At 71.0% G+C, this 26,203-nt stretch carries 31 protein-coding genes and 1 tRNA gene; 19 read left to right on the top strand and 13 right to left on the bottom strand.

From position 1 onward, the window contains the following. Positions 1-126: 126 nt before the first annotated feature. The 5 genes from ABT288_RS41640 to ABT288_RS41620 form a co-directional block, all read right to left on the bottom strand. Positions 127-516, bottom strand: a complete 390-nt coding sequence (locus ABT288_RS41640; protein WP_351619705.1) for a hypothetical protein — start codon at positions 514-516, stop codon at positions 127-129. Further along, a complete protein-coding gene (locus ABT288_RS41635; protein WP_351619702.1) occupies positions 513-725 on the bottom strand; it encodes a hypothetical protein in 213 nt (70 codons plus the stop codon). The genes ABT288_RS41640 and ABT288_RS41635 overlap by 4 nt, the downstream gene beginning before the upstream one ends. A 128-nt stretch (positions 726-853) precedes the next feature. After that, positions 854-1,282 (bottom strand): ATP-binding protein, encoded by a 429-nt coding sequence (locus ABT288_RS41630; RefSeq protein WP_351619700.1) that lies wholly within the window; start codon positions 1,280-1,282, stop codon positions 854-856. Between the two features lie 46 nt (positions 1,283-1,328). Continuing rightward, on the bottom strand, positions 1,329-1,736 hold the full coding sequence (locus ABT288_RS41625; RefSeq protein WP_351619720.1) for an NUDIX hydrolase: 408 nt from the start codon (positions 1,734-1,736) through the stop codon (positions 1,329-1,331). A 20-nt stretch (positions 1,737-1,756) separates the two neighbouring features. Next, the gene (locus tag ABT288_RS41620) at positions 1,757-2,002 is read right to left on the bottom strand and encodes a hypothetical protein (RefSeq protein ID WP_351619721.1); all 246 of its coding nucleotides are present in this window, start codon (positions 2,000-2,002) and stop codon (positions 1,757-1,759) included. Here ABT288_RS41620 and ABT288_RS41615 point away from each other — a divergent pair. Next, a complete protein-coding gene (locus tag ABT288_RS41615) occupies positions 1,916-2,635 on the top strand; it encodes a GntR family transcriptional regulator (protein ID WP_351619717.1) in 720 nt (239 codons plus the stop codon). The two genes, ABT288_RS41620 and ABT288_RS41615, sit on opposite strands and share 87 nt — an antisense overlap. Positions 2,636-2,657: 22 nt before the next feature. Here ABT288_RS41615 and ABT288_RS41610 read toward each other — a convergent pair whose 3' ends face one another. Beyond that, positions 2,658-3,023, bottom strand: a complete 366-nt coding sequence (locus ABT288_RS41610) for a hypothetical protein (protein WP_351619697.1) — start codon at positions 3,021-3,023, stop codon at positions 2,658-2,660. 180 nt (positions 3,024-3,203) lie between these two features. Here ABT288_RS41610 and ABT288_RS41605 point away from each other — a divergent pair, with 180 nt between their 5' ends. The 9 genes from ABT288_RS41605 to ABT288_RS41565 all read left to right on the top strand — a co-directional run bounded on the left by ABT288_RS41605 (position 3,204) and on the right by ABT288_RS41565 (position 9,072). After that, on the top strand, positions 3,204-3,560 hold the full coding sequence (locus ABT288_RS41605; protein WP_228623266.1) for an SCO3933 family regulatory protein: 357 nt from the start codon (positions 3,204-3,206) through the stop codon (positions 3,558-3,560). After that, positions 3,560-4,936 carry an FtsK/SpoIIIE domain-containing protein gene (locus ABT288_RS41600; protein ID WP_351619694.1) on the top strand — a complete coding sequence of 459 codons (1,377 nt, stop codon included), beginning with the start codon at positions 3,560-3,562 and terminating at the stop codon, positions 4,934-4,936. The genes ABT288_RS41605 and ABT288_RS41600 overlap by 1 nt, the downstream gene beginning before the upstream one ends. A 40-nt stretch (positions 4,937-4,976) precedes the next feature. After that, the gene (locus ABT288_RS41595) at positions 4,977-5,588 is read left to right on the top strand and encodes a DUF2637 domain-containing protein (RefSeq protein ID WP_351619692.1); all 612 of its coding nucleotides are present in this window, start codon (positions 4,977-4,979) and stop codon (positions 5,586-5,588) included. Positions 5,589-5,598: 10 nt separating this feature from the next. Next, positions 5,599-5,790, top strand: a complete 192-nt coding sequence (locus ABT288_RS41590) for a mobile element transfer protein (RefSeq protein WP_351619689.1) — start codon at positions 5,599-5,601, stop codon at positions 5,788-5,790. 17 nt (positions 5,791-5,807) lie between these two features. After that, complete coding sequence (locus ABT288_RS41585; protein WP_351619686.1) at positions 5,808-6,002, top strand: hypothetical protein; 195 nt, start codon at positions 5,808-5,810, stop codon at positions 6,000-6,002. A 24-nt stretch (positions 6,003-6,026) separates the two neighbouring features. Next, entirely contained in the window at positions 6,027-6,272 is a 246-nt protein-coding gene (locus ABT288_RS41580) for a SpdD protein (RefSeq protein WP_351619683.1), read from the top strand. A 157-nt stretch (positions 6,273-6,429) separates the two neighbouring features. Next, complete coding sequence (locus ABT288_RS41575; protein ID WP_351619714.1) at positions 6,430-7,710, top strand: replication initiator; 1,281 nt, start codon at positions 6,430-6,432, stop codon at positions 7,708-7,710. Continuing rightward, positions 7,703-7,915 carry an excisionase family DNA-binding protein gene (locus tag ABT288_RS41570; RefSeq protein WP_228623273.1) on the top strand — a complete coding sequence of 71 codons (213 nt, stop codon included), beginning with the start codon at positions 7,703-7,705 and terminating at the stop codon, positions 7,913-7,915. Before ABT288_RS41575 ends, ABT288_RS41570 begins: the two co-directional genes overlap by 8 nt. Next, a complete protein-coding gene (locus ABT288_RS41565) occupies positions 7,915-9,072 on the top strand; it encodes a tyrosine-type recombinase/integrase (protein ID WP_351619680.1) in 1,158 nt (385 codons plus the stop codon). Before ABT288_RS41570 ends, ABT288_RS41565 begins: the two co-directional genes overlap by 1 nt. A gap of 81 nt (positions 9,073-9,153) precedes the next feature. Here the strand turns inward: ABT288_RS41565 and ABT288_RS41560 are convergent. From ABT288_RS41560 to ABT288_RS41550, 3 genes are all read right to left on the bottom strand, one after another. Further along, positions 9,154-9,226: transfer RNA gene (locus tag ABT288_RS41560), tRNA-Arg, on the bottom strand. An 83-nt stretch (positions 9,227-9,309) separates the two neighbouring features. Next, on the bottom strand, positions 9,310-10,932 hold the full coding sequence (locus tag ABT288_RS41555; protein ID WP_351619712.1) for an IclR family transcriptional regulator domain-containing protein: 1,623 nt from the start codon (positions 10,930-10,932) through the stop codon (positions 9,310-9,312). A 104-nt stretch (positions 10,933-11,036) separates the two neighbouring features. Next, a complete protein-coding gene (locus ABT288_RS41550; protein WP_502972968.1) occupies positions 11,037-12,251 on the bottom strand; it encodes a M6 family metalloprotease domain-containing protein in 1,215 nt (404 codons plus the stop codon). Positions 12,252-12,776: 525 nt separating this feature from the next. Between ABT288_RS41550 and ABT288_RS41545 the strand changes: the two genes are divergently transcribed. Next, positions 12,777-13,424 carry a TetR/AcrR family transcriptional regulator gene (locus ABT288_RS41545; protein WP_351619677.1) on the top strand — a complete coding sequence of 216 codons (648 nt, stop codon included), beginning with the start codon at positions 12,777-12,779 and terminating at the stop codon, positions 13,422-13,424. Positions 13,425-13,627: 203 nt separating this feature from the next. Then, positions 13,628-15,184 (top strand): MFS transporter, encoded by a 1,557-nt coding sequence (locus ABT288_RS41540; protein WP_351619674.1) that lies wholly within the window; start codon positions 13,628-13,630, stop codon positions 15,182-15,184. Between the two features lie 31 nt (positions 15,185-15,215). Here the strand turns inward: ABT288_RS41540 and ABT288_RS41535 are convergent, their stop codons facing one another. Beyond that, positions 15,216-15,725: a MarR family winged helix-turn-helix transcriptional regulator gene (locus ABT288_RS41535; RefSeq protein ID WP_351619671.1), complete on the bottom strand. Its 510-nt coding sequence runs from the start codon at positions 15,723-15,725 to the stop codon at positions 15,216-15,218. A gap of 104 nt (positions 15,726-15,829) precedes the next feature. On the opposite strand from ABT288_RS41535, the gene ABT288_RS41530 reads away from it, so the two are divergent. Beyond that, positions 15,830-16,621: a dioxygenase family protein gene (locus ABT288_RS41530; RefSeq protein ID WP_351619668.1), complete on the top strand. Its 792-nt coding sequence runs from the start codon at positions 15,830-15,832 to the stop codon at positions 16,619-16,621. Positions 16,622-16,667: 46 nt separating this feature from the next. Here the strand turns inward: ABT288_RS41530 and ABT288_RS41525 are convergent, their stop codons facing one another. Then, entirely contained in the window at positions 16,668-17,186 is a 519-nt protein-coding gene (locus tag ABT288_RS41525) for a GNAT family N-acetyltransferase (RefSeq protein ID WP_351619667.1), read from the bottom strand. 193 nt (positions 17,187-17,379) lie between these two features. Here ABT288_RS41525 and ABT288_RS41520 point away from each other — a divergent pair, with 193 nt between their 5' ends. After that, a complete protein-coding gene (locus ABT288_RS41520) occupies positions 17,380-18,378 on the top strand; it encodes a sigma-70 family RNA polymerase sigma factor (protein WP_351619665.1) in 999 nt (332 codons plus the stop codon). Between the two features lie 534 nt (positions 18,379-18,912). Here ABT288_RS41520 and ABT288_RS41515 read toward each other — a convergent pair. After that, positions 18,913-19,935: a MerR family transcriptional regulator gene (locus ABT288_RS41515; protein WP_351619664.1), complete on the bottom strand. Its 1,023-nt coding sequence runs from the start codon at positions 19,933-19,935 to the stop codon at positions 18,913-18,915. A 254-nt stretch (positions 19,936-20,189) separates the two neighbouring features. On the opposite strand from ABT288_RS41515, the gene ABT288_RS41510 reads away from it, so the two are divergent. Continuing rightward, positions 20,190-20,927, top strand: coding sequence for a TetR/AcrR family transcriptional regulator (locus ABT288_RS41510; RefSeq protein WP_351619707.1), 738 nt, complete (start codon positions 20,190-20,192; stop codon positions 20,925-20,927). A 41-nt stretch (positions 20,928-20,968) separates the two neighbouring features. Here the strand turns inward: ABT288_RS41510 and ABT288_RS41505 are convergent, their stop codons facing one another. Further along, positions 20,969-21,934 (bottom strand): helix-turn-helix transcriptional regulator, encoded by a 966-nt coding sequence (locus ABT288_RS41505; protein ID WP_351619662.1) that lies wholly within the window; start codon positions 21,932-21,934, stop codon positions 20,969-20,971. 62 nt (positions 21,935-21,996) lie between these two features. Here ABT288_RS41505 and ABT288_RS41500 point away from each other — a divergent pair, with 62 nt between their 5' ends. The 4 genes from ABT288_RS41500 to ABT288_RS41485 all read left to right on the top strand — a co-directional run. Further along, positions 21,997-23,583 carry an MFS transporter gene (locus tag ABT288_RS41500; RefSeq protein ID WP_351619659.1) on the top strand — a complete coding sequence of 529 codons (1,587 nt, stop codon included), beginning with the start codon at positions 21,997-21,999 and terminating at the stop codon, positions 23,581-23,583. 194 nt (positions 23,584-23,777) lie between these two features. Beyond that, positions 23,778-24,539, top strand: a complete 762-nt coding sequence (locus tag ABT288_RS41495; RefSeq protein WP_351619656.1) for a DeoR/GlpR family DNA-binding transcription regulator — start codon at positions 23,778-23,780, stop codon at positions 24,537-24,539. Next, the gene (gene pfkB, locus ABT288_RS41490; RefSeq protein WP_351619653.1) at positions 24,536-25,483 is read left to right on the top strand and encodes a 1-phosphofructokinase; all 948 of its coding nucleotides are present in this window, start codon (positions 24,536-24,538) and stop codon (positions 25,481-25,483) included. Before ABT288_RS41495 ends, pfkB begins: the two co-directional genes overlap by 4 nt. A gap of 169 nt (positions 25,484-25,652) precedes the next feature. Further along, positions 25,653-26,203, top strand: a 551-nt coding sequence (locus tag ABT288_RS41485) for a PTS sugar transporter subunit IIA (protein ID WP_351619650.1), incomplete at its 3' end; no start/stop codon positions are given.

Below are 26,203 nucleotides of genomic sequence, written 5' to 3'. Positions count from 1 at the left end.
GCAAGTCCGGCGAACACAACCGCCGGAAGATCGTCTAGGGCAGACGTCAAGCATCACCTGACGCCAACCCGTCAACCATCAACTGAGACTCGACACGGTCGCGTGGGGGTCGCGTGGGGTCAGGCATCAGCTGGGATCCGACACGGTCGCGTGGGGTTTGAAGTCGTGCGCGCAGGCTGGCAGTTCGGCCCCTTGGCGGTGGGCGAGCGGCAGGAAGAGAACCGGCCGGATCGTCCACGTGATGCGGGTGTGGTCCTGGGTGACCGTGACCGAGCAGGGCTTGAAGCGCAAGAGGGCTCGTCGGGTTGCGATCCGGCCCTCGGACAGCCAAGCCCACGCAACGTCGGAGGCGTCGGAGTCCAGCGCCGGTGAGATCGTGCGGAGTGTGACCGCGACCCATCTGTCTGCTTGGGGTGCTGAGTAGGCGTCGAAAGCTGCCCGGAGTGCCGGCGGCTGGTCACCGCTGAGGTCCTCAGTCCAGCACTCGCACCAGTAGCCGCGCACGAGTCCCGTCACGATGCCGCTCCTCTGGGGTAGACCACGAGCACGTAGCGCGTGTTCTCGTCGTACAAGGTGAGTTGGTAGGCAGTTCCTGTGGCCAGATATGCGAGGGCTCGTTCGTGCTCCGGCTCGTCGGTGAGCCAGTGGCGGCCTGGCTGTGCGTATGCGACGTCGAGCTGGTCCGTGATGTGACTCGTACGCTCCTGAAGCCAACGCAACGCCATACGGGGACTTGTGGCGGCGTGCGACCCCAGCGTGATGGAACGGACCTCGTGCAAGGGGTAGGCGGCGGCCCAGCACTGATAGGAGCCGTACTGCCCGCTCGCTTGTAACTCCTCAGCAAGGGCCGACGTCAGCATGACTGTCCTTCTGGGCCCGGCTGCGCGAAGAGTTCCGCGGTGACCGTGTGACCGCCGTCGCTGTCGTGGACCACGACCCTGTGAGCGATAGCGCTGACCATGCCCAGGCCCCGGCCGCGCTCTGCGTCCTCGGCCTGGTCCTCGACCTTCGGGGCCGTCGCCGCGCCTCCGTCGTCTGTGACGGACAGGGCGATCACCTGCGGGGAGACCGCAAGGGCCAGGTGGAACCTGCCGGACTCCAGACCGCTCGCTGTGTGGAGGATCGCGTTCGCGCTCAGCTCGCTCACGATCAGTTCGGCGTCCGCCGCTAAGGGCGACCCACGCAGGATGTCCCGGGTCCAGCGGCGGGCCCGGCTCACTTCTTCCGGAAATCCTGGGCAACTCAGCCCCCACACCCGGGCTGTACTCGTATACTCGTGCATACAAGTTCCTTCGTGCTGGTAGGCCGCCATGTGCAGCGGGTTCGGGCTAGACGAGTTTCACGCCATCGTGGGCGCGGATGGCCGGCGGAGACGCCGCGTCGAGTGCGTCCAGGACACGGATCGCGTACGCCTCGTCGGCAAGCTCGGTGACCTCTTCACGGGTGGCCCAGCGCAGCGCGCGGGTCTCGTCACCGGTGGTGGGCGTGCCGTCGGCGGCTTCACAGCGGAAGACCAGCGAGACGATCAAGCCCTTCATGTTCTTGTAGACGCCGGTCAAGGTCGCCGGAACGGCGATCTTGATTCCGGTTTCTTCGAGGACTTCGCGCTGGAGGGCCTCGGGAATGGTCTCCTCGCGTTCGAGGACGCCACCCGGGGGTTCCCACTTGCCGTTGTCCCGGCGCTGGATCAGGAGGGCCCGGCCGTGGTCGTCAACGACGACCCCGGCGACGCTCACGGAGTGCGGGCGCTCTGTGCTCACGATCCTCGATCCTCTCGGCTGGCTAGGCTCTCCACCGTAGCAACAACACTCGCCCACTCGTCTAGATACCTAAAGGAGTACTCAACGTGAGCCCTCTCCCTTCCGGCCTCCTCGGCGATCTCGACCCCACGAGCGATCGTGCGGTCTTCCGCCAGATCGCTGATCAGCTGCGCGAGGCCATTGACCGTGGGCGATTCCGTGAGGGCGAGAAGCTGCCCTCTGAGGCTGAGCTTGTCGAGCACTACGGAGTTTCCCGGATGACCGTCCGGAACTCTTTCTCCATCCTCACGGGCGAGGGCCTGGTCCACGCCGAGCACGGCAAGGGCGTCTTCGTCCGGCCGCGTCCTCCCGTGCGCCGACTCGCCTCCGACCGGTTCGCCCGCCGACACCGGGAGCAGGGCAAGTCCGCCTTCATCGTCGAAGCCGATGCCGCTGGCGGTCACCCCCAGGTCGACAGCCTTGAGGTCAAGGAGGAGAAGGCCAGCCAGGACATCTCCACACGGCTCGGGTCCGTACGGCGGGTGCTCGCCCGTCGGCGGCGCTACCTCCTCGACGGTCGGCCGGTCGAGTTCGCCACCTCCTACCTCCCGCTCGACATCGCGCGGGGCACCCCGATCGCCGAACCCAACCCCGGCCCCGGCGGCATCTACGCCCGCCTCGAAGAGCTCGGCCACCGCCTCGACCACTTCGAGGAAGAGATCCGCGCCCGGATGCCCTCACCCGCCGAGGTCAAGACGCTGCACCTGGCGGCCGGCGTGCCCGTGATCCACCTGATCCGGACCGCCTTCGACGCCGAGGGGCGACCCGTTGAAGTCTGCGACACGGTGATGGCGGCGGACGCGTACGTCCTGTCGTACCAGCTCCCGGCAACGTGATCAGATGGGCGGCGGCACGGATCTAGACGGTCGACTCGTCCTCGCCATCGGGGACGGGCGGGAACATGTGGCCGATGTTGTTCCACATGAAACCCTCCTGCCAGTCGGGCTTGTCGGCCATCCAACCGAGGAGTGCTTGCAGGGCCTTCTCTTGCGACACCGTCCGGGTCTGGTAGTGCTCCGAGGGGACGCCATCGCGGTATTCCAGCTGGTAGGTGTTGTTGTCGCAGAACCAGACCTGGATGTACCAGTCGCCCTCACGTTCCTCGTCCCGTCGGTCAAGGATCAAGTACTCGTTGCCGCGTCGCAGGTTGGCGAGCATGGCCCCTACTGCCGGCTTCGTGGGGCGCTTTAGCTCATAGCCGCGGCCGTTGGTCGCTATCAACATGGGTGGATTGTGGCGGGTGGGTCTGACACGGACGCAGGTAGCTTCTCCGAACTCGTACACCCCAACACGCTTACTCGTATAGACGAGTGGGCAAGTTGTGTGGCACAGTGGTCCGCACGAACCCGGGAGACCGGGTTCACGGAATGACTCTTGTATAGACGAGTAGATAGGGGAACTCCCTTGCGTACCATCCGTGTCGAGACCTCCGCCGCGACGATCCTCCTCACCGAGGCCCCTGAGCCGAAGGTCCGCGACCGGCAGACGGGCGAGATCGCCAAGGACGCGAACAGCGGTGAGGCCCTGATGACGATCGGCGTCGTCTACATCGAGGACGGCGAGTCGTCGCTGATCAAGGTCACCGTGCCGGAGGGCGGCATCTCCGAGGGGCTGACCCTCGGGGCGCCGGTCTCGCTCCCGGGGCTGGTCGCCCGGCCGTGGGAGTCCGTGTTCAACGGGCAGCAGCGCCACGGCATCGCCTACCGCGCCGCCGCCGTCACCCCGGCCGCGTTCCCGGTCGCCACCGGGGCCGCTGCCTGATGACCGACCTGACGACGCTCCTGGAGGTAGGTGGTCCCCTCGCCGCGCTCGGCGGCGGGGCCGCCTACACCCGGGCCAAGCACCCGGCGGTGTACTGGTCCACGGTCGGCCTACCGATATCCATGGCCCGGCTGCTCGGCTCGTACAGCTCGGTCATGGAAGCCTGTGGCCTGACCGTGGCGCCCTCCCGGCTCCGAGTCCTCGCCGTCAAGGCCACGACCAACCGTGAGGTCCGGCCCGTACCACCCCGCCGGGGACTCATCCGGCTCACCTCGACCGGTCTCCGGATCCGGCTCCGGCTCGCACCGGGGCAGGAACCCGCCGACGTCGCCGCCTCGGCGGAACGGCTGCGGCATGCCTGGGGCGTGCACGCCGTGTACGTCACGACCGTCAAACCGGGCGTGGTTGAACTGCGGCTGGTCGGCTACGACGTACTACGGCGGGTGCGCATGCCCCGCAAGGTCGCGAACGGCTTCCTCAAGGTGCCGGTCGCGCTTCGGGAAGACGCCACTCCGTTCGTACGGGACTACCGCACCATCCCGCACCAACTCACCCTCGGCGCCACCCTGTCCGGCAAGTCCATGTACCTGCGCCACCTGATCGCCGGACTCGCCCGACAGCCCGTCGCCCTGGTCGGCATCGACTGCAAGCGGGGAGTGGAGCTGGCGCCCTTCGCCGCTCGGCTGTCGGCACTGGCAATCGACCCGGAACAGGCGGCCGAACTGCTGCCCGTGCTGGTCAAGGAAATGGAGGACCGATACGACCTGATCAAGACACGGCAGGGGATCGCCCCGGACACCCCGGACGAGGAGATCACCTCCGACATCTGGGGCCTGCCCGAGAAGCAACGCCCGGTGCCCATCGTGCTGTTCGTGGACGAGGTGGCGGAACTGTTCCTCGTCGCCACACGCAAGGACGAGGAACGACGGGACGAGATGGTCACCCAGCTCATCCGCCTCGCCCAGCTCGGCCGTGCCGCCGGCATCTACCTGGAGGTGTGCGGGCAGCGCTTCGGTGCCGAACTCGGCAAGGGCGCCACCATGCTCCGGGCCCAGCTCACCGGCCGCGTCTGCCACCGCGTCAACGACGAAGCCTCCGCCAAGATGGCACTCGGCGACATCGCCCCTGAAGCTGTCTCCGCCGCCTGCGCCATCGCTCCTGAAAGTCCCGGCCTCGCTGTGGCCGGTGACACCTCCGGCGGCTGGTCCCGCATCCGCACGCCGTACCTCTCTCTCGGCGACGCTGCCGAGACTTGCCGTGAGGCGGCGGATCTCGTGCCCGACCTGCCCGCCCTCAAGCGCTTCCGGCCCGACGTGCCGATTCGCCCAGTCGAGACCGCGACCACGGCCGTTCTGCCTCACCCGGTAGCCGACTGACCCTCCCCTCTCCCCGCCCGACTCCAGAAGGAGCCGCATCATGCGCGCCCGCCTGGTCCGCGTCGACGCGGTACTTGTCCAAGCGCTCATCGCCGCCGCGCTGTCCTTCGCCCACCTTCACGACGTCGCCATGGCGGCCGGACAGGACGGGTGGAAGGCATGGGCCTATCCCATCTCCGTCGACCTCTTGCTTGTCGCCGCCTGGCGCCGTCTGCGCTCGGGCACGACCAAAGCGGCGGCCTGGTGCTGGTTCGTCATCGCGCTCACGGCATCCCTCGGCGCCAACGTCGCCACCGCCGGCCTCCTCGACCTCGGCAACGTCCCCGCCTGGCTGCGCATCCTCGTCGCTGGCTGGCCCGCCATCGCCTTTCTCGGCGGGACCCTCCTCGCCCACTCGGCGGCAGAGAAGCACGCCGACGTTGACGACCAGGAGGACGAGCCCGAAACCATGCCCGAACCCTCCGACCAACCCGCCATCGAAGCACCGCCAGAGTCTCCGCCTGTGCCGGTCCCGTCCGCCCTGGTCGACCACGCCCGAAAGGTCGCCGCCGAGCACCACGCCCGTACCGGCGCCGCGATCGACACACCGACCCTCCGCGCCCGCCTCGGCGTCCCGGCTCCCATGGCCGAAGCCATCGCCGCCCACCTCTGAAAGGACACCCATGGCCGCCAACCGCAACTTCCGTGACGTCACCCGCATCGGCCCCGTCCAGGTCGGCACCTCCTACGACCAGCGCGGCCGCGAGAAGCACACCGCCGCCTGCACGGCTTCGCGCTGCGGCTTCTCCGCCGACTACGACAGCCGCGCCGCCGCCGAACTGGCTGCCCGTACCCACCGCTGCCCCGTCCGCTGAAAGGACCAAGGCCAACCGTGACCGTCAGCCTGCCGCTCGTGCTCGTCCTCGGCTTCTTCGTCTGGGGAGCGGTCAAGTTCCTCGGCGTCCGGCCGTGGATCGTCGTCCTCATCGCCCTGTTCGGCTTCTGGCTATCGCACACCTTCCTCGCCCCCGGCATCGAGTCCGGCACACGCTCCGGCGTGGGCGTCATAAACGACAGACATGACTAGACGAGTAGATAAGGAGAGCCCGACGTGTTCCTGCCCAAGTACCCGGACAACCCCACCCCTCAGCCCGCCCACACCCACAGTCCGACGGACCCGACGCCCCTCCAGCGCTCCCGCCCGTCGCTTTCCATCGATCAGAAGACGGTCGCGGCTGTGCTCGTCGGCGGTGTGGTCCTCACCGCGCTCCTGGCCGCCGTCGCTGTCACGGCCATCTCGGTGGCCATCGCCGCCGTGGTCCTGCGCTCGCTCCTCCGCGAGCACAACCGGCGCTGACGCGCCTTGACCTCCGGGGCGGCGCGACACGGCCAAGCATCCGCCGCCCCGGCGGCCCATTCCTCCCGACAACGCCAGTCAGAAGGAGACCGCCATCTTCGCCCGCACCACCCCGCCCCCGCTCCCGGAACTCAGCAACCTCGCCGCTGACGGGACCCTGCCGGGTATCCTCCGGCAGCTCTCCGGGCTCGGCGGCTGCACCCACCCCATCCGGCTGGACGGCCACCGCACCGAGCACGACGTCGACACCACCACCGGTGAGATCGGCCGTGTCCTCCGGCATCTCGACTCGACCGCCCTCCCGGCCGGCCAACTCCTCGTCCGCTGCAACAACCGCCGTACCACCCGCTGCCCTGCCTGCGCCGAGGTCTACCGCCGTGACACCTTCCACCTGATCACCGCCGGACTGCGCGGCGGCAAGGGCACCCCGGAACGCGTCGCCGCCCATCCCCGCGTCTTCGCCACCTTCACCGCCCCCGGCTTCGGCCCGGTCCACAACCGCCGTACCGATGGCCGCCGGTGCCGCTGCGGCACTCACCACGACCAGGACGACGACGCCCTTGGCACCCCGCTCGACCCCGACACGTACGACTACGAGGCAGCCGTCCTGTGGAACGTGCACGCTGGGCAGCTCTGGCGCCGTTTCTCCATCTACCTGCGCCGTGAGGTCGCCAAGCGCGCGGGACTGTCACAGCGCCGGTTCCGCGAACACGCCCGCGTCTCCTTCGCGAAGGTCGCTGAGTACCAGAAGCGTGGCGCCGTCCACTTCCACGCCGTGATCCGCATCGACGGCCCCGGCGGTGGAGAGACTCCGCCCCCGGCCTGGGCCACCGCTGACTTGCTCACTGACGCCATCGAGGAAGCAGCCGCCAGCGTCCGTGTTGACGGTCCGGTGATCGAGGGCCGCACCCATACCTTTGCCTTCGGCCGCCAACTCGACGTCCGCACCATCCGCTCCGCTGACTTCAACGACGGCCAGGAGCTGACCGAGCGTGCCGTAGCTGCGTACATCGCCAAGTACGCCACCAAGGGTGCTGAGACCGCGAGCGGCGCCCTCGACCGCCCGCTCAAGTTCGCCGCCGAACTCGCCCAGTTCGACATCAGCGACCATGCCCGCCGCCTCATCCGAACCGCTTGGACCCTCGGCGCACGCAAGGACCTCGAACACCTCCGCCTGCGCGCCTGGGCCCACATGCTCGGATTCCGCGGCCACTTCTCCACCAAGTCCCGCCGCTACTCCACCACCCTCGGCGCACTCCGCGACGCCCGCGCCGAATGGCGCCGCGCCCAGGCAGCAACCGACGAACGCCCGGCCGATACGACGTACGTCCTCGCTCACTGGGTCTTCGCCGGCACCGGCCTGTCCGACACCGAAGCCTGGCTCGCCGCATCCCTCGAACCCGCCCCCGGAACGGAAGGAGAACCCACCCATGGCTGACCGCTACCTCACCGTGGCGCAGGTGGCCGAACTCCTTGGGACCACGGAACGGTTCCCGCGCCGCCTGATTGCCGAGCGGCGCATCACGTTCGTCAAGGTCGGTCGGCACGTTCGCATCCCGGAAAGCTCGCTGAGCGCGTTCATCGACGCCCACACGGTTCAGCCGATCGGTCACCGGCGCGGCTCGCTGCGGAGGGTTGCCTGATGGCCAACAAGCAGGGGAGGCGTAGAAGCTTCGGGTCGGTCCGGCAGCTCCCCTCTGGCCGCTGGCAGGTTCGGTACCGCGATCCCGAGACGGGCCAACTGCGCCCGGCCGAGAAGACGTACCCGACCAAGACCGACGCGCAAGCGGCGCTCACACACATCGAGTCCGACATCGTCCGTGGGCACTGGTCGGACCCGGACGCCGGGGCAGTGAACTTCGAGGAGTACGCCGTTGCTTGGCTGCGAGACCGGAAGCTGGCCGATCGCACGCGCGAGCGCAACGAGTCGGTGATCCGGTTGCACATCCTGCCCACGTTCGGGGCCGGGAGCGTGGCGGACGTGTCGACGGCTCGGGTGCGCAGCTGGCGCGGCAAGCTCCTCGCGGCCGGCGTCGGTGAGCCGTCGGTCGTCAAGGCGTATCAGTTGCTGCGTGCCCTGATGAACACGGCCGTGGACGACGAGCTGATCCGGCGCAACCCGTGCCGTATCAAGGGCGCTGACCGCTACGACGTGCCTGAGCGTCCGGTCCTCACGGTCGCGGAGGTCTTCGCCGTCGCCGACTCCATCGTGCCCCGCTACCGGTTGCTCGTGCTCCTGGCGGCCTTCACCACTCTGCGGTTCGGGGAGCTGGCGGCCCTGCGGCGCCGGGACATCGACCTGGAGGGGCTGACCGTCACCGTGCGCCGGGCTCAGGCCGAGCTGCAGGACGGCCGGCTCTTCGACAAGGCGCCGAAGTCCGCGGCAGGGGTGCGCTCTGTCTCCTTTCCGGCCGAGCTGCTCGACGCGGTCACGCACCACCTGGAGCACTTCGCTGCGCCCGGCCGCGACGGTCACGTCTTCGTCGGTCCCCAAGGTGGGCAACTGCGGCGGAGCAACTTCCGGGACGACTGGGTCAAGGCACGGAATGCGGCCGGCATCACGGCGGAGCTGCACTTCCACGACCTTCGGCACACGGGCAATACGCTGGCCTCCACGGCCGGGGCCAGTACCCGAGAGTTGATGACCCGCATGGGCCACAGCAGCTCGCGCGCCGCGCTGATCTATCAGCACATGACCAGCGACCGTGATCGGGCCATCGCCAACCGGCTCGGTGCCATGATCCGGGGCGGTGGGGGAGTGACCTCCGAGCCCTCCGAGAAGGACCCTGCGGGCCCGTAGTGGCACGTCTGTGGCACGACCCCTGAAACGCCGAAGGGCCAGCCTGGGAGGGGATCCCTCCTGAGCTGGCCCTTCTCTCTGTGCCCCCGGCAGGATTCGAACCTGCGACACCCGCTTTAGGAGAGCGGTGCTCTATCCCCTGAGCTACGAAGGCATTGCGATCGGTGGTGACGGAGCCACCGCCGACAGTGTAGCGGGTGGGGCGGTGCCGTACGGCGGGCTGGGGAGGTGGGGGGGTCAGGACGTGGGGATGTGGGTGAAGCGGGAGACTGTGTGGAGGTCTGACTCGATGTGGTCGGCGGTGGTGCGCAGGGCGGGGAGGACCTCGTGGACGCAGGCCTCGAGGGTGCGGCGGGCCGCGTGGGTGGCGACGTCGACGGCGGCCACCGCACGGCCGGTCCGGTCCCGTACCGGTACGGCGATGGATCGCAGGCCCGACTCCAGTTCCTCGTCGACCAGGGCGTGCCCCTGGGCGCGGACCTCGGCGAGGGCCGGGGGGAGGGGGGCCGTGGTGTCCGCCAGGAGGACGCGGCCGAGGGAGGTCTCGGCGGCGGGCAGGCGGGCCCCGACCGTGATGTGGACCGTGAGGACGCGGCTCGCGCTCGCCCCGGCCGTGTACTGGATCTCCGTGCCGCCGGGCGTCAGCACCGCCAGCGCCGTCGGCTCGTGCAACCGGTCCGCGAGCCGGCGGAGGTGAGGTTCGGCCAGGCGGGGGAGTGTGGTGCGGGACAGGGGCGGGAAGCCGAGGTCGAGGACGCGGGGGGTGAGGGCGAAGGTGCGGTCGGGGTGCGCACGCACCAGGCCCAGGTGTTCGTGGGTGAGCAGCGCGCGGCGGGCCGTGGCCCGGGCCAGGCCGGTTGCGCGTGCCACCTCGCTCAGGGACAGCGCCGAGCGGCCCTCGCCGAAGGCGGCCGGCACGCTCAGGCCGCGCGCCAGGGACTCCACGAAGTCCCGGCCCAGCTGGTGCTTGGACGCCGTCGTCCAGGTCGCGAGGCCCGCGGGGGGTGGTCCCGGCTCGGGCGGCGGTGCCGTGCGCAGGGCGGACTCCATCGCCGTCACCGCCGTACGAAGGCGGGGGAGGAGAGTGGTGCGCAGGTCGGTCGCCGAGTGGCGGCTGGTGTGGCTGACCACGCTCGCCACGCAGGCCACGCGGCCGGTGTCCGGGTGCCGTACCGGCACGGAGACCGCGACCAGGCCCGGTTCGATCAGCTGGTCGTCCACCGCCCAGCCGTCCCGGCGCGCCCGCTCCACCCGTGCCGGGAAAGCGGAGGCGTCCGCGGGCGGGTGGAGGGGTGGTACGGCGGGGAACGTCGTGTCCGTCGGGTCCGCCGCGCGGCGGGCGCGCCAGCGGGTCCAGTCCGGCTCGGTCCACTCGGCCGCGAACAGCGGGCCGGGCGCGGTGCGTTCGGCCGGGAGCAGGTCGCCGATGCGGAAGCTGACGGACATCGCGCGGCGGCGGGTGGCCTGGTGGATGAAGCGGATGCCGTCGAGGTCGGCGACCGCGAGCGACACCGACTCGTCCAGCTCGTCGGCCAGGGCGTCGGCGTGGGCGCCGAGCAGCGCGGGTAGCCGCAGGGCGGCCAGGTAGGCGTTGCCCAGTTCCATCACGCGGGGAGCCAGTACGACGTCCCGGCCGTCCAGGCGGACGTAGTCCATGCGGGAAAGGGTCGCGGTGATGCGGTCGACCGTGGCGCGGGCGAGACCGGTGGCCCGCTCCAGCGCGCTCGGGCTCAGCGTGCCGCCCGCCTCGGTCAGCCGCCGCAGCACCCCGACCCCGCGCACCAACGGACCGACCGCCTCGTCCGGCGGCCCCGCTTCGCCACGGGCGGCGTCGGCTTCCAGTGCGGTCTTCGCGGGCATCGGCGCGGGCATCGGCTCTCCGGTACGGCATACGGGCACGCCTACGGTAGACCGCCGCCCGGCGCCCGTTTCCCGAACAGTGCCCGGGGAGCCGCCCGACGCCCCTACTTCCGTGTCACCCGCACCCGGTGGTTCCCGTTCTCGTCCCTGCCGACCACCTGGACGGTGATGCCGTGGCCGGGGTCCTTGAAGGTCTCGCCGGGGGAGAAGGGGGCGTCGGAGAGTTCCGCGTGGACGTTGGGGCTGCGGGTGCAGCCGCCGCTGCCCCGGTGGCTGTCGTAGACCGTGACCGGTCCGCGTCCGGTGTCGATCGCGCCGTCCACCTTGTAGATCAGCACACCCGGCCGGCACACCACCTCGTCGTTGCCGCCCTGCGCCCGCACCTCCAGGACGTACGAGCTGCGCGCGTCGACGGGGACCAGGACCAGCTTCCCGCCGCCCGGCTTGTACAGCGGTGTCAGGTCGTACTCCACGCTGCCCCGCGCCGCCACGCAGCCCACCTGTGAGCCGTCCAGCCAGCCCAGTTTCCACTTGTGCCAGCCGAGCAGATCGTTGTTGGCCCCCCAGTCCTCGCTCATGATGTCCCAGTGCCCCACCGCGCCCCCGCCCTCCTGCGTGTACAGGTCGGGCAGGCCGAAGGTGTGGCCGTTCTCGTGCGGCAGCACCCGGTAGCCGGTGTGGGCGAGGGAGCCGGAGCCGTCGTCCTGCCGGGAGTAGATGAAGGAGGCGTTGGCGATGGGGACGCCGTCGGCGACCGGGGCGTCACCGTTGCCGGCGAAGGTCACGGACAGGACCGTGTCCAGGGCGGAGGGGCCGGCGTTGGGGGTGATCAGGACGTTGAGGATGTCGTACGCGCGGAAGTCCACCACCGGGTCGGCGGCGGCCGCGATGTCCTGCACCAGCTGCCGGTAGCCGGGGTCGAAGGGCGCGCCGCGCTCTATGCCGTACTCCTTGAAGGGCTTGGGCATCCGCAGCCACGTGGTGATCGGAGTCTCCGGCCGGTAGTCGAGGCGGCCGTACGACGCGGTGCGGAACCAGTCCTGGGTCTGCGGGAAGAACTCGTGGAAGCGGTCCATGGCGCTGCCCTGCCCGGGGGCGTCGGAGAAGTCGACCATCAGGGTCAGGGCGTGGAGCGTGCCCGTGGAGCGGGCGTAGCCGTGCGGGGTGGGGATGCCCTCGGTCATCTGGACCTCGACACTGCCCTGGACCGCGCAGGGGACGAGGGCGGAGCGGGCCGTGCCGACGGGCCCGGCGGTGGTGGGCGCCGACAGGCGTCCGGTCCCGGCCGAGGTGCCGACCGCCAGGGTCAGCGCGGTCACCGCGGCGAGAGCGGCCGCCCGGCGCGGGCGTATGCGACGGCGTACGCGGGACCGGCCGGCGCTCGAACGGCCTGCGCGCGACCGGCGCGCGCGCGGCCGGTCTGCGCGGGCGGAGCGCCCCTGGAGCGCTCCGGTGGCGTGGCGTCCGCGGGGAGGTGCTTCCGTTGCGGGGTGTTCCTGGGGAAGGGGTATGCGGCGGGGCGGCTGCGGCTGCATGCATGGACCCTTCGCTCCACGGCAGCCGCCAGTCTCCGGCTGCACCCTTGCGCTCACCCTGTGCCGGTGGGGTGCGGGGCGCGCGCTGGGGGAGACCGATCGTGGGAATGCCGGTCCGCACAAGGGTGAATCCCGGCGGGAGATGAGTGTGTCTCAGGTCACAGAGGTTCTTTTCGTGGTCGGGAAATAACCGGGGAACCTCTCCCCGTTTAGTCCTGTGTCCGAGCGAAACGGGGACTGCTTCCCCGGATCGCCCCCGAACGGCCCCGAGCCGAACGGCCCCGACCCGAACACCCCGAGGAGTCCACCGTGCCGACCGCGACCACCCCCGTAGCGCGCAAGGTGCCCCGGCCCCGTGCCGACGCCCTGCGCAACCGGGAGCGGATCGTCACCGCCGCCCGCGAGATGTTCGTCGAGCACGGCCCGGACGTGCCGCTCGACGAGATCGCCCGCCGGGCCGGCGTCGGCAACGCCACGGTGTACCGCAACTTCCCCGACCGCGAGGCCCTCGTCCGCGAGGTCGTCTGCTCCGTCATGGACCGTACGGCCGAGGCGGCCGAGGTGGCCCTTGCGGAGACCGGGGACGCCTTCGCCGCGCTGGAGCACTTCGTGCACGCCGCCGCCGACGAGCGGATCAGCGCGCTGTGCCCGATGATCTCCAGCACGTTCGACCAGCACCACCGCGACCTGGTGGCCTCCCGTGAGCGCGTCGAGCAGCTCATCGAGGAGGTCATGGGCCGGGCCAAGGCGGCCGGACAGCTCCGGCCCGACGTCGGCGTCGGCGACCTGATGATCGTCGTGGCCCAGCTGAGCCGGCCTCCGGCCGGCACGGACTGCCTGCGCGGCGACCGTTTCGTCCACCGCCACCTTCAGGTGTTCCTCGACGGCCTGCGGGCGCCCGCCCGCTCCGCCCTGCCGGGCACGGCCATGACCATGAAGGAGCTGCGCGAGTGCTGACCGATTAGTTCGGCTCCCGATCCCGGTCCATTCCTGCGGCTGCGTACGGCACAGCCGTTCTCCTGCACTTGTCCGTCATCTTCTCCGCCACCTTCTCCGTCGTCTTCTCCGCCACCTTCTCCGTCGCCTTTACGCCAGTTTTTCGTCACTTTTCCGTCACCTCCGCCAGTTTTCCGTCACGAAGTCCCGAAGTGGGTACCCCCATGTCCGAAACAGCCCGCAAGGCTCCCGGCGCCACCGCGCCGACCGGCTTCGCCGCACGTGCCGGCGACGCCAACCGCTGGAAGGCGCTCGTCTTCATCGCGCTCGCCCAGCTGATGGTCGTCCTCGACGCCACCATCGTGAACATCGCCCTGCCCTCCGCCCAGAGTGACCTCGGCATATCCGATGGCAACCGGCAGTGGGTCGTCACGGCCTACGCGCTCGCCTTCGGCGGTCTGCTGCTCTTCGGCGGCCGGATCGCCGACCTGTGGGGCCGCAAGCGCGCCTTCGTCACCGGTCTGGCCGGCTTCGCCGCCGCGTCCGCGCTCGGCGGTGCCGCCACCTCCGGCGCGATGATGTTCGGCGCCCGCGCCCTCCAGGGTGTCTTCGGCGCCCTGCTCGCCCCGGCCGCGCTGTCGCTTCTCGCCGTGATGTTCACCGACGCCAGGGAACGCGCCAAGGCGTTCGGCATCTACGGCGCCATCGCGGGCGGCGGCGGTGCCGTGGGCCTGATCCTCGGCGGTTTCCTCACCGAGTACCTGAACTGGCGCTGGACCTTCTTCGTGAACATCCCGTTCGCCATCGTCGCCGCGGCCGGCGCCTACTTCGTCATCCGTGAGCCCGAGGGCGGCCGCAACCGCAACCCGCTCGACATCCCGGGCGTCCTGCTGTCCACGCTCGGCCTGGTCGCGCTCGTGTACGGCTTCACCCGTGCCGAGTCCGACGGCTGGGGCGACGCGGTGACCGTGTCCATGTTCATCGCGGCCGCGGTGCTGCTGCTCGCGTTCGTGGCCGTCGAGTCCCGGGTCAAGGCGCCGCTGCTGCCGCTGCGCGTGGTCAGCAACCGCAACCGGGGCGGCATCTACCTCTCCCTCGGTCTCGCCATCATCGGCATGTTCGGCCTGTTCCTCTTCCTGACCTACTACCTGCAGGTCGTGAAGGGCTACTCGCCGGTCAAGACCGGCTTCGCCTTCCTGCCGATGATCGCGGGCATGATCACGGGGTCCACCCAGATCGGCACCCGCCTGATGACCCGGATCGCGCCCCGGCTGCTGATGGGCCCCGGCTTCCTGGTCGCCGGCGTCGGCATGCTGCTGCTGACCCAGCTGAAGATCGACTCCTCGTACGGCATGCTGCTGCTGCCCGCGATGCTGCTGCTGGGCCTCGGCATGGGTACGGCGTTCATGCCGGCGATGTCCCTGGCCACCCAGGGCGTCGAGCCCCGGGACGCCGGTGTGGCCTCCGCGATGGTCAACACCTCGCAGCAGGTGGGCGGCGCGATCGGCACCGCCCTGCTGAACACCATCGCCGCGTCGGCGAAGACGTCGTACATCAAGGACCACATCGCCGGTGCGGCCACCAAGCCGCAGCAGCAGCTGGTCGGGCTCCAGGGCATGGTGCACGGCTACACCTCGGCGATCTGGTTCGCCGTCGGCATCCTCGGACTCGCCGCCCTGATCGCTTTCACCTTCGTCAACGCCGGCCGCCCCGGTACCACCGAGGTGATCTCCGGCGAGGGTGTCGAGGACGAGGTGGCGGTGCCGGTGGTGGCCCACTGACCGGCCGTACGGCGCGTGGCCGTGCGCTGATCTAGCGGAGCCAGGGCAGGTCCGCACCCGCTTCATCGGGCTGGAGGCCCTCGGCGACGATCTCCATGATCGCGCCGAGGGTCTTCTGCTGTTCAGGGCTGAGCCGCTCGAACAGCGCCTGCCGTACCGCCGCCACATGGCCGGGCGCGGTGCGCGCCAGCACCTCGGCGCCCTCGTCGGTGAGCACCGCGAACTGGCCGCGCTTGTCGGAGGGGCAGTCCTCGCGGCGGACCCAGCCGTTCTTCTCCAGCCGTGCGATCGCGTGCGACAGCCGGGAGCGCGTGATCTTCGCCTGCATCGCCAGCTCGGTCATCCGCAGCCGGCGGCGCGGGGCCTCCGCGAGGCCGACGAGCAGGCCGTAGTAGATGTGCGGCATGCCCGCGTCGCGCTGCAGCTGCCGGTCGAGGTGGTCCTCCAGCAGGGTGGTGGCGTGCAGGTAGGCCCGCCAGACGCGCTGTTCCTCGTCGGTGAGCCAGCGGGGCTGTGCGGCGGAGTCGGATGCCGTGTTCATGTGTCCCACTGTACGAGGCAGCTCCTTGAAACTTGAACAAGTCGGGCGTACGGTGGCCATAGAACTTGAGAGTTAAAGCAAAGCAGTCCATCGGAGCCGCCGCCATGTCCACCAGTAGCCCGGAGCGCATGCCCGCCCTGTACCTCAGTCATGGCGCCCCGCCGCTCGCCGACGACCCCGTCTGGCCCGGCCAGCTCGCCGCCTGGTCCGCGGACCTGCCCCGGCCGCAGGCGATCCTGATGGTCTCCGCCCACTGGGAGGAGGCCCCGCTCGCGCTGGGTGCGGTCGAGACCGTCCCGCTCGTCCACGACTTCTGGGGCTTCCCCGAGCACTACTACCGGGTCCGGTACGCCGCCCCCGGCGCCCCCGGGCTCGCCGAGTCCGTCCGCAAGCTGCTGCGCGCCCCCGGCACCCCCGTCCAGGACATCCCCGACCGCGGCCTCGACCACGGCGCCTACGTCCCCCTCGTCGAGATGTTCCCCGCCGCCGACATCCCCGTCCTGCAGATATCCATGCCCACGCTGGACCCGGTGCGCCTGATGGACATCGGCCGCAGGCTCGCGCCGCTGCGCGACGAAGGTGTGCTGATCGTCGGCTCCGGCTTCTTCACCCACAACCTCGCCGCCCTGCGGTACGCGGGCCACGGCGTGCCCAGCTGGTCCTCCGAGTTCGACGACTGGGGCCGCCGCGCCCTCCAGGCCCGCGACTGGGACGCCCTGCTGGACTTCCTGGACAAGGCCCCGGCCGGCCGCTACGCCCACCCGCGCACCGAACACTTCGCCCCGCTCTTCGTCACCATGGGCGCGGCGGAGGCCGGGGGCGAACTGGACGCGCAGAAGTCGGTGATCGACGGGTTCTGGATGGGAATGGCGAAGCGGTCCGTGCAGTTCGGGTGAGCGACGGCCCCTTTCGCGGGGGCCGGGCCGCAGCTCTTTCGCCGGGCTACAGCTCCTTCTCGTACCAGGCCACGTCCCAGTAGCGGCCGAACTTGCGGCCGACCTCGCGGTACGTGCCGACATACCGGAAGCCGAAGCGGGCGTGCAGCCGCTCGGAAGCCTCGTTGGGCTGGGCGATCCCGGCGTAGGCGCGGTGCACGTCCTCGTCGGCCAGGGCCTTGAACAGGGCGTCGTAGAGAAGCGACCCGATTCCGCGACGGCCGGCGTCCGGGGAGACGTAGACCGAGACCTCCACGGATGTGACGTACGCGGCCTTCGGCCGGTAAGGGCTGGATGTGGCGTACCCCAGAATCTCCTGTGACTCCGCGTCCGTGGCAACCAACAGGCGGTACGGGCCGTCTTCCGGGTGGGAGAGCAGCCAAGGGCGGCGCTCCTCCGGAGTGAAGATCGCGGTATCGAAAGTGATGGCCGTCTCACGTACGTAGTGGTTGTAGATCGCCGTGAGGGAATCGAGATCCCCCTCGACTCCCGGCCTGACCTGCACTTCTGTACGTTCCGTCGGCATCCCGCCTCCCCGCGTGGCGGACAGGGTACTGCATGATCAGAAAAATTGGGGGGCGGGTTGGGAATTCTGTCCGGATTCCAGTCGTTGTTTCCCACGGATGCAGGGCACTCGGAGAGAGTCGCCAGAGACACTCCCCCCGATGCCGAGCGTTCAGCAGGACCACCCGCCAGCCCACCATCGCAAGGGAGCACGCATGGCAACCCGTGCCGTCGCCCGTCGTCAGTCCGCCACCGGCGAGACGGTCGACTCGGCAAGCAGTGTTCGCGCCCATGGCGGCGAGATCGCGGACCGCGACCTGGTCGGCATGTACCTCGACGAGATCGCGCGTACGCCGCTGCTCGACGCCGCCAAGGAGGTCGAGCTGTCCCAGACCATCGAGGCGGGTGTCTTCGCGCAGCAGATCCTCGACGGTGAGGAGGAGTCCGCCGCGGACGCCTCCCGCGAGGAACTGGAAGCGCTGGTGGCCGCCGGTGAGCGGGCGAAGGACATCTTCATCCGTTCCAACCTCCGCCTGGTCGTGGCGGTGGCCCGGCGCTACCCGCGCAGCGGCCTGCCCCTGCTCGACCTGATCCAGGAGGGCAACGCCGGCCTGGTGCGCGCGGTCGAGAAGTTCGACTACCGCAAGGGCTTCAAGTTCTCGACGTACGCCACCTGGTGGATCCGACAGGCCATCACCCGGTCCATCGCCGACCAGTCCCGCACCATCCGGCTCCCCGTCCACCTGGTTGAGGAGCTGGGCCGTATCCGCCGCGTGCAGCGCGAGTTCAACCGTGAGCACGGCCGCGACCCGGAGCCCGCGGAGATCGCCGCGGAGCTGGGCGCCAGCCCGGAGCGCGTCATCGACGTCCTCGACTGGGCCCGCGACCCGGTCTCGCTGAACATGTCGGTGGACGACGAGGGCGAGACCCAGTTCGGCGACCTGCTGGAGGACACGTCCGCGATCTCGCCCGAGCAGTCGGTCCTCACCCTGCTCCGCAGCGAGGAACTGGACGACCTGATCGGCCGCCTGGACCAGCGCACCGCCTCCATCATCAAGATGCGGTACGGCATCGAGGACGGCCGCGAGCGCACCCTGACCGAGGTCGGCAAGGAGCACGGTCTGACGCGCGAACGCATCCGCCAGATCGAGAAGCACGCACTGCTCGAACTGAAGAAGCTGGCCCGCCAGACCGGCTTCGACGCGGCGGCGTAAGGGAGTTACGGCACGCCGGTGCCGGTGCCGGTCCCCGCGCGGCCCGGTGCCGGTGCCGTGGGTGCTGTGAGGCGGTGCCTGTCGGGTGACGCGGGGGCGGGGTGCCGCGGCGCGGCGGTCGGAAACCTGTGGTTCCTGTGGGCGTATGGTGCCTGGGGGGAGCGCACGCCGGTGGCGGAGGACGGCGCAAACATGGCGCGGTCCCATCGCTTCAACTCCCGGGCCCGCGGGAACAACCCTTCCGGGCCCCACAGCAGCCAGGCCCCGGAACCGCACTCCCCACGCACCGCACGGACGGGCCGACCCCACGCGCCCCACCCGCACGACCCGAGCCACACAGCCAGGTCCCGACGCACATCCCCCCCGGCGCCGGGACCTTCCCAGCCGGGCTTCGGCACCTATCCCCCCCGGGTGCCGGGGCCCGGCTTCCTCTGTGTCCGGGTGTGCCTGCGTCCGTATCCGCCTGTTCTCAAGCGAGCTGAGAGCCCGTCGGGCCGTGCTCCTCAACGGGCCATTCCTGTCCGGACGTTGACATCAGGCCACCGCTCGAGCGCGCAGCGCCGCGGCCGCCCAGTCGATCACCGGAGTCACCGGCTGGGGAGCCGGCCAGCCGTTGACGAGGGCCAGCAGGCGGAGATAGTTGTCCCTACGGGGTTCGCGCGCGGCTTCGAGGCGTTGGAGCAGCCATTCGTGCAGCGCGGCGTGGCCGACGTGCCCGCAGGCACGGGCGCACCGGGTGACGAGGGCCGCGACCACGGGATCCGCTTCCGGCGCTTCGGGCCTGATGCCGGACGCCAGGGCCGTGTCCACGACATCCCGGGCCACAGCGACGACATCCGGCGCGGGCGGCATGCCGACGCCACCCCCGGCCCCGCGCCCGTTCCTGGCCTGCTCCTGGACCAGGCGTCGTACGGCTCCACGGAACCCGTCGTCGAGCGACAGCTCGGCCAGCTCCACCCACGCCGCCACCTGCTCCTCGGTCGGGTTGTCGGGCAACTCGGGGGTGAGAGAACGCCGAAGCCCGGCCTCGGCCGGGGAGGGCTGGGGTGCGTCGGCCAGGGAGGGGCGGGGTGCGTCGGCGCGGGCGGACTGGAGTGCGTCGGGCGAGGCGGGCCGGGGTGCCTCGAAGACGGCGTCGAGGAAACCGTCGACCAGGCGTCGCCGTTCCGCTTCGGACAGGGTCGCCAACCGGTGCATGAGCTCCATCTCCTCGAAGGTCGGGTCACGCCTGGCCGCCACGGCGGACAGCACCGCCCGGCGCAGGCGCAGCACACTGATCTGCACGTCCAGCGCGGCAGCCTGCTCCGCCGCGACCCGGCCGAGGGAGAGCGGCCGGTCCACGATCCGCCGGATCACCTCCAGGCCGAGGCCGAGTTCGCGCAGCGTCCGTACGAGCGCCAGCCGGGGGACCGCCTCGGGGCCGTAGCGGCGGTAACCGGCCGGGGTACGGCTCGCCGGCACCACGAGACCCTGATCCGAATAGAAGCGGATGGTCTTGACCGACAGCCCGGTACGCCGGGCCAGCTCACCGATCGAGTACGAGATGCCGCCGTGCATGAGCCCACCTTCCGGTCTCCCCTCGCGGGAGACTCAAGTCCGCAAGGGCGGCGGGCTGGTGGGGGGCGGACATCCTGGGACGACGGCCCACCCCGTACCTGAACCCCGGGGTGGACCGTCGGATGGCAGATTCTGCCACATGGGCATAGCCTGCCGGGGTGAGCACCACCCCTGGCACTACCCCCGGCACCACCCGCGGTACCCCTCCCGGCACCAGCCCCCACCAGCCGCTTTCCAGCTCCGCGCCGGTCTCGCTGACCGAACGCCGGAAGGCCGAGACCCGGACGGAGATCGCCCGGGCGGCGGCCGCCCTGTTCGTCCGCCAGGGCCTGCGGGCGACCCGCGCCGAGGACATCGCACAGGCCGCCGGCATCGCACCGCGCACCTTCTACCGTTACTTCGCCACCAAGGAGGAAGCGGTCGCCCCCCTCTACGCGACGGGCGCCCAGCGCTGGACGGAAGCGGTCCGCTCGGCCCCGGCCCACCTCGGCGTTCCCGAGGCCCTGGAGCACGCCGTACAGCACACCCTCACCCCGGGCGTCGGTGTCTCTGCTGCGTCCTGGGAGTGGGTCCGCACCCTGATCCGCCTGGCCGACGCCAGTCCCGCCCTGCGCAAGGTCTGGGCAGAGGTCTGCCAGGCGTCGGAGCAGACCCTGGCCGAGATCCTCGCGAACCGGATCGCATCAACTGCAGTTGAGAGCAATGAGCGAGAGGGGCGCCGAGAGGGGCGAGAGGGGCGGGACGGGCGCCGCGAGGGGCGAGAGAGGCACCGCGATGGGCGCGACAGTGTTGCCCCGGGACCCGTATCCCCCGCACCGGTCACCCCCGACCTCCGCTTCGCCGCGGCCGTCGCCGGCGCCGCCGTCCGCGTGGCCGTGGAGTCCTGGGCCGCCACCTCCTCCCCGCCCACCGGCCCGGAAGGCCCCGCGGTCCTGGCGCTGCGCAACCTCGCGTCCCTGCGGGACTTCGGGTGGGGCGACCGGGAGGGCTAGGCCGTCCCCGAAGGGCCCGGCCTCGGCGACCCTCCCCGAGTTCACCCGCCCCCGGCCCGACTCAGCCGACCACCCAACTCCCGTATGCACTCCATCAGTTCACTCGGCCCTCCTACCGTGAACTCGTACCCCGCCATCGCCAGCCGCACCGCCAGCCACTCCAGCGGATCACCGCAGGTGCCCCGCAGCACACAACCCCCCTCGCCGTCCTCCTCCGGCACCCCGAGCCATGCCGGCAGGCGCGCGGAGACCTGCTCCGCCGGCGCGGCGAACCGCACCGCGAACTCGTACGTCTCCTGCCGCCGGTGGATGGACTGCCGCAGGTACTCCGCCGCGCTTCCGGTCGGCAACTCCCGCGGTGCGAAGCGGACTCCCGTCGCGAACGGCTCGCTCACCCGGTCCACCCGGAAGGTCCGCCAGTCGGCGCGGTCGAGGTCGTAGGCGACGAGGTACCACCGGCGCCCGGTCGACACCAGCCGGTGCGGTTCGGTCAGCCGCCGTGACTCGCTGCCGTCCTTGTCGCGGTAGGCGAACCGCAGCCGCTCGTGCCCCGCCACCGCCGAGGCCATCACGGTCAGCGTCTCCGGTGCGATGGTCGGGCCGTCCCCGCTGGTCAGCGGTGTCGTCGCGGCCTGGAGCGTGGACACCCGGTGGCGCAGCCGGGCCGGCAGTACCTGCTCCAGCTTGGCCAGGGCCCGTACGGACGCCTCGTCCACGCCCTCCACCGCATGCCCGGCACCGGCCCGCAGTCCCACCGCGATCGCCACCGCCTCCTCGTCGTCCAGCACCAGCGGCGGCAGCGCCTTGCCGGCGACCAGCCGATATCCGCCGTCGGCCCCTTTGCTGGCCTGCACGGGATAGCCCAGCTCGCGCAACCGGTCGATGTCCCGCCGCACGGTACGCCGCGACACCCTGAGCCGCTCGGCCAGCTCACCGCCGGGCCACTCGCGGGGGGTCTGGAGCAGGGAGAGGAGCTGCAGCAGCCGGGCGGGTGTGTCGGTAGTCATGCCGACGAGAATGCCGCACAACTAGGACTGGATCTGACCTATTGCTGCTCTACGTTCCCCTCATGACCCCGAACGACAGCAACACCGGCAAGCGGCGCGGGGAACTGCGCGACCAGCCCAGGACGACGGACAGCCTGACCACGACAGCAACTCCCACGGTGCTCCCCGAGCCGTCACCCGACCGAGCCCGCTGGCTGGCCCTGGCCATCGTCATGACCGCGGCCTTCATGGACCTGGTCGACGTGACGATCGTCAACATCGCCATCCCGTCCATCCAGCGGAGCGCCCACGCGTCGGTCAGCCAGATCCAGTGGATAACGGCCGGCTACGCCCTGGCCTTCGCCGCAGCTCTCATCACCGGCGGACGTCTGGGCGACATCCACGGCCGCAAACGGCTGTTCCTGATCGGTGTCGGCGGCTTCACCCTCGCCTCCGCCCTGTGCGGCTTCGCCGCGAACCCGGAGATGCTGGTCGCCTCCCGCATCCTGCAGGGCGGTATGGCGGCGATGATGGTGCCGCAGGTGCTGTCGATCGTGCACGCCACCTTCCCGGCCCACGAACGCGGCAAGGTGTTCGGCCTGTTCGGCGCAGTTGTCGGCCTGGGCGCGGTCTCCGGACCGCTGCTCGGCGCGCTCCTGACGGAGTGGAACCTCTCCGGGCTCGAATGGCGGCCCATCTTCCTCATCAACCTCCCTGTCGGCGTCCTGGCCTGGATCCTGGGCCGCCGCTTCATCACCGAATCGAAGGCCCCCAAGGCGCTGAAGCTGGACCTCGTCGGTGTCGCCCTGGTCTCGCTGGGCCTGCTGATGCTGCTGTATCCGCTCACCCGCGGCCGCGAGCTGGGCTGGCCGCTGTGGGGGTACCTCTGCATGGCCGGCGCGGTCGTCGTCTTCGCGGCGCTGGTGTCGTACGAAAAACGGAAGGCGGCCAGGGACGGTTCCCCGCTCGTCGAACTGTCCCTCTTCCGGGTGAAGAGCTTCGCCGCGGGCATCGCCGTACAGACCGTTTTCGGGGTCGCGCTCGGCATCTTCTTCCTGGTCTGGACGCTGTACATGCAGATCGGCCTGGGCTGGAGCCCGCTGCGGGCCGGGCTGACCGGTGTGCCGTTCTCGCTCGCGGTGTCGACGGCGGCCGGAATGTCGGTGCAGAAGCTGGTCCCGAGGTTCGGGCGGAAGGTGCTCCAGGCGGGCGCGCTGGTCATGGCCGCCGGCGTACTGCTCTACCTGTGGGAGGCCCACCGGTACGGCCTCGCCATCGCCTCCTGGCAGATGGCCCTGCCGCTGGTGGTGATGGGCGCCGGGATGGGGCTGATCGTCGCCCCGCTGACCGACGCGGTGCTGTCGGAGGTGCCGCGCGAGCACGCCGGGTCCGCGTCCGGGCTGATCAACACGGTGCAGCAGATGGGCAACGCGCTCGGCCTGGGGCTCGTGTCGGTGGTGTTCTTCGGCGAGATCGGCGACCGGCTCGCCCCGGCCCAGGTCGGCCCGGCCTTCGTGCACGCCTTCCAGCACGCGCTGTGGTGGGTCGCCGGGATCATGGGCGCGATCTTCCTGCTGATGTCCGCCCTCCCGAAGCGGCCGGCCCCTCACGAGGAAGCGGCCGAACCGGACCTGCCCGCGCTCGAGCGGGAACCGGAACTGGTGCCCTGAGCAGGCACGACAGCGGCCCGGCACCGGCAGGGTGCCGGGCCCTTCTGTTGTTCGGACACCCAGAGAAGTCCGATCACGCCCGATCGGAGTCCGAACCTGTTTACTTTCCGGAAATCCGGGCGTAGCCTCAGGTCGAAACCACACGTTCGGGCATCACTCGGAAGTGAACGGACACCCAGACGGAGGCCAACGACATGTACGCACCGGAACGGCAGCAGGAGATCCTCCGGCTCGCACGTGACGGCGGCCGGGTGGACGTGCTGTCGCTCGCCGAGGAGTTCCAGGTCACCGCGGAAACGATTCGCCGCGATCTGAAGGCCCTCGACCGCGCCGGCCTTGTCCGCCGCGTGCACGGTGGTGCCATCCCGGTCGGCCGCCTCGACTTCGAACCGGACCTCACCGAGCGCGAGTCCACCGCCGCCGACGAGAAGGACCGCATCGCCAAGGCCGCCCTCGCCGAACTGCCGACCGAGGGCACCATGATCCTCGACGCCGGTACGACGGTCGCCCGGGTCGCCGCCGCGATCCCGCTCGAGGCCACCCTGACCGTCGTCACGCACAGCCTGCCCATCGCCGCCCGCCTCGCCGACCACCCGGGCATCCAGCTCCACCTGGTCGGGGGGCGCGTGCGACACCGCACGCGCGCTGCCGTGGACGCCTGGGCGCTCCGCGCGTACAGCGAGATCCGCGCCGACGTGCTGTTCGTGGCGGCGAACGGCTTCTCCGCCGAGCACGGCCTGACCACCCCGGACCTCGCCGAGGCCGCGGTCAAGCGGGCCGCGGTCGCCGCCGCCCGGCGCGTGGTGCTGCTGGCCGACTCCGCCAAGCACGGCCAGGAGCACTTCGCCCGCTTCGGTGACCTGAGCGACGTGGACCTGCTGATCACCGACAACGGCCTGAGCCTGGAAGACGCCACCGCCATCGAGCGCGGCGGCACGGAAGTGGTGCGCGCATGATCCTCACCGTCACCCCCAACCCGTCCCTCGACCGCACCTACGAGGTCCAGGCCCTGAAGCGCGGCGAGGTCATCCGTGCCGAGACGGAGCGCATGGACCCCGGCGGCAAGGGCGTGAACGTCTCGCGCGCCGTCGCGGCCGCCGGCCGGCGCACGGTCGCCGTTCTGCCCCTGGGCGGTGCGCCGGGGGCGCTCATCGCCGACCTGCTCGACGCGCAGGGCATCGAGGTCGCGCCGGTCCCGATCGCCGGAGCCACCCGCTCGAACATCGCGCTCGCGGAGTCCGACGGGGCGCTCACGAAGATCAACGCGCCGGGTCCGGAGCTGTCGGGGGCCGAACAGGAGCTCCTCCTGGACACCGTGCGCGCGCAGTCCCGCGACGCCGACTGGATCGCGTGCTGCGGCAGCCTGCCCCGGGGGCTCGCGCCCTCGTGGTACGCCGATGTCGTCACGCGGGCGCACGCCGGGGGCGCGCGCATCGCGCTGGACACCTCGGGGCGTGCGCTGCTGGAGGCGCTGCGCGCGCGGCCCGACGTGGTGAAGCCGAACGCCGAGGAGCTCGCGGAAGCCGTCGGGCGCCCCCTGGCGACCGTGGGTGACGCGCTGAAGGCGGCCGAGGAGGTGCGCGGCATGGGCGCGCGCGCCGTGCTCGCGAGCCTGGGCGCCGACGGGCAGCTCCTCGTGGAGGACGCGGGCGCCTGGTTCGCCACCGCGCCCGTGGACACCCTCCGCAGCAACGTCGGCGCCGGCGACTCCTCCCTCGCCGGTTTCCTGATCGCCGGAGGCAGCGGCCCCGCGGCCCTCGCCTCCGCCGTCGCCCACGGCGCCGCCGCCGTCCAGCTCCCCGGCAGCGTCATGCCGACCCCCGCCGACCTGGACCCGTCGGCGGTGACCGTCACGGCGGAGATCCCGCTCGACCGCGAACTGACGGAGCCGGCGTCATGAACGCCCACGCGCTCCGCGGCCCCCACACCGGCACCCGGCGGCTGGGCGCCTGCATCGCGTCCGCACCCCAGGAGGCGCCCACCCGGCCCGCCTCATCCCCCCACCGCACCCCCGTCCCCACCTCCGCCCACCCCTCTCCCCGGGCGATACGCGTGCATAGGAGCCCGCGATGAGCAACATGATCACCGCGGACCTGGTCGATCTCGACCTGTCCGCCGACACCAAGGAAGCGGCGGCGCGTGCCCTCGCCGAGCGCATGGTGGCCCAGGGCCGGGTGACCGACCTGGAGGGCTTCCTCGCCGACGTGGCCGCGCGCGAGGCGCAGATGCCGACCGGCCTCGACGGCGGCATCGGCATCCCGCACTGCCGCAGCTCCCACGTCACCGAGCCGACCCTCGCCTTCGGCCGCAGCGGCGCGGGCATCGACTTCGGCGCCGCGGACGGCCCGGCCGACCTGATCTTCCTGATCGCGGCCCCGGCCGGCGCCGACGACGCCCACCTCACGATCCTCTCCTCACTGGCCCGCCAGCTGATGAACACCGACTTCACCTCGGCGCTGCGCGGGGTGGCCGATGTGCAGACGGCCGCGGCGCTGATCCGCGGGGACGAGACGCCCAGCACGGCGCAGGCGCCGACGCCTTCCGAGGCGGGTGCCGGCGCGAGCGAGGACGCGGGCAGTGTGGCGGACGCCGGGGGTGCGGAGGCGAGCGCGGGCGCGAG

It is taken from the genome of Streptomyces sp. NPDC001093, from assembly GCF_040298985.1.
Lineage (GTDB): Bacteria > Actinomycetota > Actinomycetes > Streptomycetales > Streptomycetaceae > Streptomyces.
This window is presented reverse-complemented; position numbering and strand designations above follow the sequence as displayed.